The organism is Desulfoluna spongiiphila (assembly GCF_900101345.1).
Lineage (GTDB): Bacteria > Desulfobacterota > Desulfobacteria > Desulfobacterales > Desulfolunaceae > Desulfoluna > Desulfoluna spongiiphila.
The window spans coordinates 111,695-119,862 of record NZ_FMUX01000022.1 but is presented as its reverse complement, the minus strand read 5'-3'; the positions used below and the strand labels follow the sequence as shown (position 1 = coordinate 119,862).

Genomic DNA, 8,168 nt, shown 5'->3' with positions numbered 1-8,168 from the left:
TAAAAAACGCCTTGGCGGGGAGCGCTGATCCACCCGGCAAAAGATTCCGGTTTTGCAACGGATTAGCTTATGCCTCCGGCGGCCCTGCCGGGGGCTAAACTTTTAAAAAGTTTAACAAACAGGTTTTAAAAAATCTTTTTGAGTGAATTTTCACATTAAAGGCGGATGTGATTTGACCCGAGGAACGAGGGGCAAAACGCATCCGCAACCTGCTTTCAAGGTGGCACACCTTGCCGCCGGAGGCAGCCAGGTTAAAGACGCCTCCGGCGGCCCTGCCGGGGGCCAAGCTTTTGAAAAGTTTGACAAACAGGTTTTGCTTAATTTAACAGAAACCTTCGCGGAAGCCCTCACCCTGAGGAACGAAGGGGGAGGGCTTTCGCAACCTGGGGTCCAGGGGATCATTCCCTGGCCGCCGGAGGCAGGTTTTCCCTGCCCACTTTAACCATAGAAGGCACTTGTTTTAAACGGTTGGCCTTACAGGGCCACAGGCGCAGAATTGTTGAGAAGACGAAGAGACGAAGGGAAGGACATGGCAGCGTGCCGGGTGTTATTGGTTGATCAGGGGCTCTCCCGAAGCCGGGAGTGGGGCCCCGTCCTGGAAACAAAGGGACACGTCCTGGAGCGCGTGCCGGAGTTGCCCGATGTGGCGGGCCTTGCGGCGGGAAACCATGACCTTGTGGTGGTGCATGCCCCGTCTGCGGGGGAGGCCCTGGGTTCCTTTCTCTCGGCCCTGGCCGCAGGGGAGGAGGGGCCCGATGCCGTGGTGGTGATGGACACACCGGATGCCGCCCGTGCCGTGGCCTGGATGAAAAACGGGGCCCGGGACTGCCTGATGGCCCCGGTGAGCCCGGAGCAGATCGCCCTGCTTGCCGATGCCCGCATGGCGGCGTCTGCCGCAGGGCGAGGCCGCGTGGCAGGCAAAACACGCATCGTCACCTGCAATCCCCGCATGGAGGCCCTGCTCTCCATGCTGGACCGGGTGGCCGACAGCTCGGCCTCGGTCCTTATCACCGGGGAGAGCGGCACGGGCAAGGAACTTATTGCCCGGTATGTGCACGGAAGGAGCCGGCGAAACGCCGGACCCTTTGTGGCTGTCAACTGTGCGGCTCTGCCCGAGAGCCTCATGGAAAGCGAACTCTTCGGCCATGAGAAGGGCGCCTTTACCGGCGCCACCGCCCGCAAAGCCGGCAAATTCGAGCTGGCCGAAGGGGGCACCCTGCTGCTGGATGAGATCACCGAGATGCCTGTGATTCTCCAGGCCAAGCTGTTGCGGGCTATCCAGGAGAAAGAGGTGGACCGCCTGGGGGGCACGGCCCCGGTCTCCGTGGACGTCCGGGTGGTGGCCACCACCAACCGGGACCTCAAAGAGGCCATCGACCAGGGCCAGTTTCGGGAGGACCTCTATTTTCGGCTCAATGTTATTCCCGTCAAGATTCCCCCGTTGCGGGAGAGGCCGGAGGACATCGAGGCCCTGGCCCGTCATTTTATGGCGAGGTTCAGTGCCCAGGACGGGCGACCTGTCAAAAATTTGACGTCAGACGCCCTGGATCGCCTGCGGAATTATCCCTTTGCCGGCAACGTGCGGGAGCTGGAAAATCTCATCCACCGGGCCGTTCTCCTGGCCGACGGGGAGACCATCGGCGCCGAGGCCCTCTGGTTTGAAGAGGGGGAGATGCCCCTTCCCGCCGCGGCTTCGGAGACGGAAATCCCCCGTGATTTCAAGGGGGCCCCTCTCAGGGAGGTGGAACGCATCGTCATTTTTGACACCCTGGAACAGACCGGGGGCAACCGCACCCACGCGGCCCGGATCCTGGGAATCAGCGTGCGGACCCTGCGGAACAAATTGAACGAATACCGGGCCGACGGATCGGAAATTCCATAAAGGCACGGATGTTGCAATCTATGCTCTCTTCAGAAACGGACCGCGCGTAACGCGCAGTGGACAACACACATCGCAAAGAGGCCGGATCATCATGTCACGCGAGTTTCCCATCGATAACACCTACGCCATGCTCGGCAAGGCCATGGATGTCTCCGCAAGGCGCCACAACCTCATCACCGGCAACCTCGCCAACATGGACACGGTGGGGTACAAGGCCAAGGACCTGGACTTCCAGAAAACCCTGGAGATGGAGATGACCCAGGGCCGGGGCTCCCTTGATCGGACCCACGAGAAGCACTTCGGGGGCCGCCCCGCAGGGGCCCTTGATACCGAGATCGAGGAAGACGCGCCCGTGGACCTGGACCGTGAGATGTCCAGGCTGGTGGAGAACAACATCCGGTACCGCTCCACCGTGGAGATGATGATGCGCAAGGTGGCCACCCTTCGGGATGCCATCGGCGAAGGCGTGAAATAAGTTTTAGGGGGGAATTACCATGGATCTTCTGGGAGCCATTAAAGTCAGCAGCTCGGCCCTTACGGCCCACCGTACCAAGATGAACGTGGTGGCGGAAAACATTGCCAACTCCGAGACCACCCGGACCGCCGAAGGGGGGCCCTACCGACGTAAGATGGTGGTCTTTGAAAAGCAGGAGCCCGAAAGCTTTGATAACATGCTCAAGCAGGAGATGGCACGGGGCGACGCCGTCAAGGTGACGGAGATCGTCAGCTCCCCCGAGGACTTTCGCCTGGAATACAACCCCGAGCACCCGGATGCCGATCCGGAAACGGGGTACGTGAAGATGCCCAACGTGGACGTTCTCTCCGAGGTGGCCGACATGATGGTGGCCAGGCGCTCGTACGACGCCAGCGCCACGGCCGTTGAGAACTCCAAGAACATGATCATGAAAGCCCTTGAGATCGGGCGCTGATAGGAGAAAGGTGGCACCATGAAGATTACCCAGATCGCACAGGGCGTCCCCTCCCCGCAATCCCCGGCCGAAGGTCGCGTGGGGACCGGGCCCTCTTTTGAAGAGCGCTTCAAAGGGGCCGTGGCCGAGGTCAATGCCAAGCAGCAGTCTGCCGACAGCGCCGCAGAGCAGGTGGTGTCCGGCAAGATGGGCATCCACGAAGGGATGCTGGCCCTTCAGGAGGCGGACATTGCCATGAAGGCCCTGCTCCAGGTCCGCAACAAGGTCATCTCCGCCTACAACGATGTCATGAAGATGCAGGTGTAGCTTCCCTGCCCATTGTCTTTTTAGCCCTCCCGTGACCTGTCTTCCGACCGAACGAGGAGCCCGTTTTACGCCGTCTGCCATGAGGTAACCCGCAGGTGTTTCAGTTTTTCGAACAGATCCGTGACATTCTCGCCAAGATGCCCCTCTCCCGCAAGATTGCGGTGGGCGCCCTCCTTTTTGTGGTCATCAGCCTCTTTGCCGGGATTATTCTCTGGAGCAACATGGTGGTGTACCGCTCCCTGTACAGCGGCCTCTCCCCGGAAGATGCCTCCCAGGTGGTGACCCGCCTCAAAGAGCTCAAGATCCCCTACAAGCTGGAAGCCGGAGGCTCCGGTGTCTCCGTACCGGAGGACAAGCTCTACGACCTGCGCCTCTCCATGGCCGCCGAAGGGCTGCCCAAGGGGGCCGGGGTGGGGTTTGAGATCTTCAACAAAACCGAGTTCGGCACCACCGAGTTTGTCCAGAAGCTCAACTTCCAGCGGGCCCTTCAGGGGGAGCTGGCCCGAACCATCCGGGAGATTGAGGAGGTACGCGACGCGCGCGTCCTCATCGTGATGCCCAAGGATTCCGTGTTTGTGGAGGAGTCCAAGCCCCCGTCCGCGTCCGTGCTTTTAAAGCTGAGAAAGACCCTGCCCCAGAGCCAGGTGGATGCCATCGTGCACCTGGTGGCCAGCTCCGTGGAGGATTTGACCCCGGACCGGGTCACCGTGGTGGACTCCCGGGGCAAGATTCTTTCCAGCGGCACCCCGGAGGATGCCGACAAGCAGCTGCTCAATTCCCAGCTCTCCTACAAGCTGGCCTACGAACGCAACGTGACCCAGCGGATCCAGAGCATGCTGGAGCGCATCGTGGGCCAGGGCAAATGCATCGTGCGCGTCACGGTGGACATGGATTTTTCCCGGGTGGACGTGAGCGAAGAGCTCTTTGATCCCGACGGGCAGGTGGTGCGCAGCCGCCAGAACGTCGCCGAAAAGAGCGACAAGACCAACCTCGGGCCGGACAAGATCTCCAGCGTCAACCCCCTGGCCGACCTGGATCCCAACCGCAAGACCGAGAGCAAACAGCGCAGCGACGACACCGTCAACTATGAGATCAGCCGCACCACCCGTCGCACCACGCGCCCCCTGGGCGAGGTGACGCGCCTGTCCGTGGCGGCGGTCCTGGACGGCACCTACACCATTGAAACCGCCGAAGACGGCACCCGCAGCCGCAAGTACAACCCCAGAACCCCGGAGGAGATGAAGCTTTTTTCCACCATCGTTCGCCAGGCCATGGGCTACAGCGCGGACCGTGAAGACCAGGTCTCGGTGGAGTCCATGCCCTTTACCATGGACGAGGGGTGGGAACTGGAGCAGCCCCCGGCCACCGGTGTGGATAAACTGGTGAACGATTACGGCAAGATCGGGCTGAACCTTTTGGCCATTTTGCTGGTCTTCCTCTTTGTGGTGCGGCCCCTGATCCGTACCTTGAGGGAGGTGAATGAGAAGGAGGTCGATGAACTCTTTGAAGAGGACGATGACGGGGTAACCGTCTCCATCGGGGGCGATGCCCAGGGCGATGGGGTCCTTCGGGACGGCACGCCCCAGGAGCGCGCCATGCGCCTGGTGCGTGAAGATGTGGACAAAGCGGCCAACATTATCAAAGGCTGGCTGGGGGAGGAGTAGAGACGATGGCTGGAGGGGATGCACAAAAGGGCGACAAGCCCATGACAGGACCCATGAAGGCGGCCATATTCCTTCTCTCGCTGGGAGAAGGCCGGGCCGCCGAGGTGTTTAAAAAATTAAACGACGCCGAGATTCGGCTGGTGGCAACCACCATGACCCAGATCCGGGAGATCCTTCCCGAAGACCTTGCCGCCGTGGCAAACGAATTTATCGAGCTGTTCGAAGGGGACACCAAGCTCATGGTGGAGTCCGGAGATTTTCTCCGGAATGTCATCAAGAACACCCTGCCTTCGGATCGGGCCGAAGAGATCCTCAAAGAGATCGAAGCCCTGCAGAGGGACAAGCCCTTCGGCTGGAGCCGCGACGTCAACGTGTCTTCCCTTTCCACGGCCCTGCTTCTGGAGCACCCCCAGACCATCGCCATGATCATGGCCCACCTGCCCCCGGACATTGCCGCCGATGTGTTGATCTCCTTTCCCGAGGACATGAAAGGGGACGTTGCCTTGAGGGTGGCCCGTATCGGTCAGATTCCCGAGGAGATCGTACGGGATGTGGACGGGGCCCTGAAAGACGAGCTCAAGAACATGGTCAGCTCCGGCGGCAAGGTCGGCGGACTCCAGGTGCTGGTGGACATCATCGGCGGCGTGGACAAGGCCACCGAAGACACGGTCATGGAGATGATCGAAGAAGAGGACATGGAGATGGCCATGAACGTCCGGGACATGATGTTTGTCTTCGAGGACCTCGTGGGCGTCGACGACCGCGGCATGCGCGAAGTGCTCAAGCGGGTGGAAGGGGCTCAGCTCACCGTTGCCCTGAAGACCGCAAGCGAAGACATGAAAAACAAGATCCTCGGCAACCTCTCGTCACGGGCCGCCGAGATGATTCTGGAAGACCTGGAGGTCATGGGACCTGTGAAACTCTCCGAGGTGGAGGGGGCCCAGCAGGCCGTGGTGCAGGCGGCCAAGGACCTGGAGGCCGAGGGCACCATTACCCTGGCCGGAAAAGGCAAGGACGATATCCTGGTCTAAAGGTGACCTGGCTGGTGGGGACACCACCCGATTCGTGTTTGGTGATGCGGGCCTCAGGCAGGGCGCTCCGTATCGAACCACTGAGTATCTACTGCCCGGGCCCTGGTGGCCTCAGGCATGTCCGGGGACCCCGGCAGTTGTGGAGACAGTATGGCAGCAGACGATTTTCGCCCCCTGGTGGGCGTGTCCTCCGGGGCGTTTGAGACAACAACCGTCAAGGGGGGAGGAACAGGCGGCGGCGAGATTCCCCAGAATTTCCATCGCCTTGAGTTCAAACAGGAAGACCCCCACCCCGAAGGGTTCGAACCGGTTGAGGCCGGAGAGAAGCCCCCGGCCCCTGAAGAGCCGGTGCAGCCCCCTGCCTCGGAAGCACAAACTCCCCCCCCTGCGCCCGATGAGACCCCAGGGGAAGAGACCGGTGAGGACGTTGCCGAGCCAGCCCCTGCCAAGGAGGACCCCGGCCTGTTTGAGGTGGAACGCGAGGCCTTTGAAATGGGCTTTGAAAAGGGCGAGCGCGAAGGGTTCAGCAAGGGGGAAGAGCGGGCCATGGAGATGCTGGTGCGCCTTGAAAACCTGATCTTAGGGTTTGAAGGGGCCTGGCGGCGAAGCTGCGAGAACCGTGAACAGGAGATCGTTCGTCTGGCCCTGGTGGTGGCTGAAAAAGTGGCCCTGGCCAAGGCCGACCAGGACGATGAAATGGCGGCCCGGTCCCTGGTGGAGGCCCTGGCGGCCCTGGAAAACCCCGGGACCTGTACCGTCCGCGTGAACCCAGGTGATTTTGACTCGGTGGAGCGCCTGCGGGGCGATCTCTTTCAGCGGGTCGCCAACCTCCAGGAAATTACCATCCTTCCCGACGGCGTGGTGGAGGAAGGGGAGGTGCGTCTGGAAAGCGACAACGGGTGGCTCGAAACCCACGCAAAAAAACGCCTGGACGAGGTCCTCTCCCGTGTGGGCGAGGCCGCGGGCCTGCCGGCGACCGATCCCGGGGAGACCTTAAGTGGCATATGACAACGGGCCCTGGGAGGCCATGGAAGACGCAGCCCGCCAGACAAGGCTCTTTTCATCGGAAGGCCGGGTGGAGCAGGTTCTGGGCCTGGTTGTGGAAGGCCGGGGCCTCAAGGCCGGCATCGGCAGCCTCGTGACCATCCTGGCATCCTCTGGCCGTGCCCTGGCCGGAGAGGTGGTGGGGTTTCGCGAGGGACGCGTGGTGGTCATGCCCTACGGGGACATCGCCGGGGTGTGCGAAGGAGACCGGATCCGCCTGTCGGAGTCGGAACCCGCGGCCAGCGTGGGGGACGGATTTTTGGGGCGGGTGGTGGATGGCCTGGGCCACCCCATCGACGGCAAGGGGCCCCTGGGGCCCTGTCAGGACTACCCCCTCTACGGCAAGCCCATCAACCCCATGCAGCGGCGGGCCGTGGATGAGTTCCTGGACGTGGGGATCTCCGCCATCAACCTCATGACCCCGGTGGGACGGGGCCAGCGCGTGGCCATTATGGCCGGTTCCGGGGTGGGGAAAAGCGTGCTTATGGGCATGATGACCCGGTACACCGAAGCCGAGGTCGTCATCATCGGCCTCATCGGCGAGCGTGGCCGGGAGGTAAAGGATTTTGTGGACAAAACCCTGGGCAAAGAGGGCATGGAGCGGGCCGTGGTGGTGGCGGCCACCTCGGACAGCCCCCCTTTGGTGCGTATGCGCGGCGCCTATCAGGCCACGGCCCTGGCAGAGTACTTCCGGGACCAGGGCAAGGACGTGCTCCTGATCATCGATTCCATCACCCGCTTTGCCATGTCCTCAAGGGACGTGGGACTCTCCGCGGGAGAGGCCCCCACCAACCGGGGCTACACGTCTTCTTTTTTTGTGAAGATTCCCGTTTTGCTGGAGCGGGCCGGGGCCGTGGAGGGCAAGGGCTCCATCACCGGGTTCTACACCACCCTGGTGGAAGGGGACGACATGAACGATCCCGTGGGCGACACCGTGCGCTCCATCGTGGATGGCCACATCGTCCTTTCCCGAGACCTTGCCAATAGGGGCCATTACCCCGCCATCGAGGTCCTGGGCAGCGTGAGCCGCGTGGCAAGCGATGTGGTGGGGCCGGAGCACCTGGCCCTTAGAAGCCGGCTCCAAGGCCTGATGTCCACCTACCGCCAGTCCGAAGACATGATTGCCATCGGAGCCTACAACCAGGGCAGCAACGCCCAGATCGACGAAGCCATCGCCCTGAAACCCAAGATCGACGACCTGCTCCGCCAGAACGTGGAGATGAAGTGCAGCTACGGCGTCTCCCTGAACCGGTTGAAGGCCTTGTTTATGGCCTAAGGGACACCATACAAAAAAAAGATGCCTCCGGCGGCC

General features: G+C 61.9%; 8 protein-coding genes. All 8 read left to right on the top strand.

Annotated elements, in window-relative coordinates; translation table 11 throughout:
* The first annotated feature begins 499 nt into the window (after positions 1–499).
* On the top strand, positions 500–1,882 hold the full coding sequence (locus BLQ12_RS22820; protein ID WP_302846800.1) for a sigma-54 interaction domain-containing protein: 1,383 nt from the start codon (positions 500–502) through the stop codon (positions 1,880–1,882).
* 91 nt (positions 1,883–1,973) lie between these two features.
* Positions 1,974–2,357, top strand: a complete 384-nt coding sequence (gene flgB / locus BLQ12_RS22815) for a flagellar basal body rod protein FlgB (RefSeq protein ID WP_092214481.1) — start codon at positions 1,974–1,976, stop codon at positions 2,355–2,357.
* A 19-nt stretch (positions 2,358–2,376) separates the two neighbouring features.
* Entirely contained in the window at positions 2,377–2,811 is a 435-nt protein-coding gene (flgC, locus tag BLQ12_RS22810; protein ID WP_092214480.1) for a flagellar basal body rod protein FlgC, read from the top strand.
* Positions 2,812–2,829: 18 nt separating this feature from the next.
* Positions 2,830–3,117 carry a flagellar hook-basal body complex protein FliE gene (gene fliE, locus BLQ12_RS22805; RefSeq protein ID WP_092214478.1) on the top strand — a complete coding sequence of 96 codons (288 nt, stop codon included), beginning with the start codon at positions 2,830–2,832 and terminating at the stop codon, positions 3,115–3,117.
* 95 nt (positions 3,118–3,212) lie between these two features.
* Positions 3,213–4,781 (top strand): flagellar basal-body MS-ring/collar protein FliF, encoded by a 1,569-nt coding sequence (gene fliF, locus BLQ12_RS22800; protein WP_092214476.1) that lies wholly within the window; start codon positions 3,213–3,215, stop codon positions 4,779–4,781.
* A 5-nt stretch (positions 4,782–4,786) separates the two neighbouring features.
* Positions 4,787–5,812, top strand: coding sequence for a flagellar motor switch protein FliG (fliG, locus tag BLQ12_RS22795; RefSeq protein WP_092214474.1), 1,026 nt, complete (start codon positions 4,787–4,789; stop codon positions 5,810–5,812).
* 150 nt (positions 5,813–5,962) lie between these two features.
* Positions 5,963–6,820, top strand: a complete 858-nt coding sequence (locus tag BLQ12_RS22790) for a FliH/SctL family protein (RefSeq protein ID WP_175470013.1) — start codon at positions 5,963–5,965, stop codon at positions 6,818–6,820.
* Positions 6,810–8,132, top strand: a complete 1,323-nt coding sequence (locus tag BLQ12_RS22785; RefSeq protein ID WP_226860099.1) for a FliI/YscN family ATPase — start codon at positions 6,810–6,812, stop codon at positions 8,130–8,132. Before BLQ12_RS22790 ends, BLQ12_RS22785 begins: the two co-directional genes overlap by 11 nt.
* Positions 8,133–8,168: the final 36 nt, after the last annotated feature.